Raw genomic sequence first — 1,764 nt, 5'->3', positions numbered from 1 at the left:
GCGCCAAGCTGCCCGACCGGTCCGGGCAGATCGCGGCGTGGGCACGGGAGGTGGGGCTCACGGCGCCGGAGTCCGACGCGGCCCGGCTGGCCCGGCTGACCGAGCTGCGCAAGGAGAAGCAGGTGCTGCGCCAGGAGCGCGAAATGGAGCAGAGCACCCGGGCCTACCTGGCGGAGAACGTGCTCACCGACGCGGGCAGCGCCGCCGTGTGGTGGCTGGCGCGGTCGGGGACTGCTGCCGCACGCCAGTGAGTCCACTTCGGACGAATGAAGGTGGAGGTCCCGCGGCGGCGAACGCCTCCACGGGACCTCCCGCCTCGCCGTGCGAGGGCGTGCCACCCGGTGTCCCGGCCGAGTGGAACGTTGTCGGCGAGGCAGAACGGGTCAACCACAGTCGACCCTGCGCGACTGTGGCACCCGTCCAGCAACATGGTGGCGGTTTCATGTCCTCAAGGCAATGCCGTGGCGGACTTTGCCTGACAAAGGTGTTTACCTGGACAAACGACGGCTCAGAAAACCGACCAACCGGTCGCACCCGAGAATGCCTCCAGCGCGGCGACCCCGGCGACGGAGTTGCCGCAGGCGTCGAGCCCTGGGCTCCACACCGACACCACACACCGATTCGGCACGACGGCGATGATGCCGCCGCCCGACCCGCTCTTGGCGGGAAGGCCCACCCGGTAGGCGAATTCGCCCGCGCCGCCGTACATCCCGCACACGAGCATGATCGCGTTGAGTCGCCGGGTGGCGTCGCGGGCCAGCAGCCGGTTGCCGTCGGCCCCGACGCCGCCGCGGGCGAGGAACAGCGCGGCGGCGGAGAGGTCGGCGCAGGACATGAGGATCGCGCACTGGCGGGTGTAATGGTCGACAACGGTCGACACCGGGTTGTCCAGCGTGTCGGCGCCCGTGACGACCGGGGCGAGCGCGGAGGAGTCCGCGGGCTCGGGCTCGGCCGCGGCGGCCAGGGCAGGATTTCCCGACTGGGCGCACAGGAAGGCGCGCAACGCGCCCGCGGCGTCGCCGGTCCGGGTCAGCAGCCGGTCGGTGGTGACCACCGCGCCGAGGACGTCGAACGGGTTGTGCGGCACCCCGGCGGTCCAGTGCCCGGTGTCGTCAAGGGCATGGGCCAGCGCGAAGCCGAAGACCTTCGCCAGACCCCGCAGCGCGAAAGGGGTCCGGTAGTCGCCGACACCGCAGACCTCGCCGTCGACGGTGGCCACGGCCATTCCGAACCCGTAACGCTCCACAGAGGACTGAACGTGGCCGAGGCCGACGAAGGGCTCGACCTGGTCGCGCACCTTTTCCAGGGCAGTGCGCAGGAACGGCCGTGGCGCCTCAACCAGCGCAGCGGTGGCCTCGCCTCCGGGATAACCCACGTAAGCCAGAATGACCGACCCCGTCCGCACACACAACGCATTCGAGCCCTTAACTGTTAACTGCGCTGTCCGGCACCGAAAGTTGCGTTGCGACACGCAAAATGCGCGCGTGCCCTGACGGGCGCGGACAACTCCGCCTGACTACGGCAGATTCAGCGGATCGAAGCAGGTGGTCGCGCGTGGTCTGTCATTGTCGCGTCACCCACGGCGGCGGCGCATAGCCGAATCGGGAAGATCGCGGTGTGCGTACCCGGAATCTGTGTCACCGCAAGCCATTCCGCGTTGTTGACACCATCGTGTGACACGAGTCGTCGAGGCCGGAAACCGGGCCGGGATTGTCGGTGGTGGCCGGGAGACTTGGTGGCATGGCGGAGCTGGAGATCCATCAC

The 1,764-nt window shown here is 69.4% G+C and carries 1 protein-coding gene and 1 pseudogene; one reads left to right on the top strand and one right to left on the bottom strand.

The window, feature by feature from the left end:
* Nucleotides 1-251: pseudogene (locus ACRDSQ_RS22270) on the top strand (hypothetical protein); the annotation flags it as partial.
* Nucleotides 252-508: 257 nt separating this feature from the next.
* Here the strand turns inward: ACRDSQ_RS22270 and ACRDSQ_RS22265 are convergent.
* Complete coding sequence (locus tag ACRDSQ_RS22265) at nt 509-1,375, bottom strand: glutaminase (protein ID WP_431423746.1); 867 nt, start codon at nt 1,373-1,375, stop codon at nt 509-511.
* Between the last annotated feature and the right edge of the window lie 389 nt (nt 1,376-1,764).

The organism is Actinokineospora sp. (genome assembly GCF_050699995.1).
Classification (GTDB): domain Bacteria; phylum Actinomycetota; class Actinomycetes; order Mycobacteriales; family Pseudonocardiaceae; genus Actinokineospora.
This window is presented reverse-complemented; position numbering and strand designations above follow the sequence as displayed.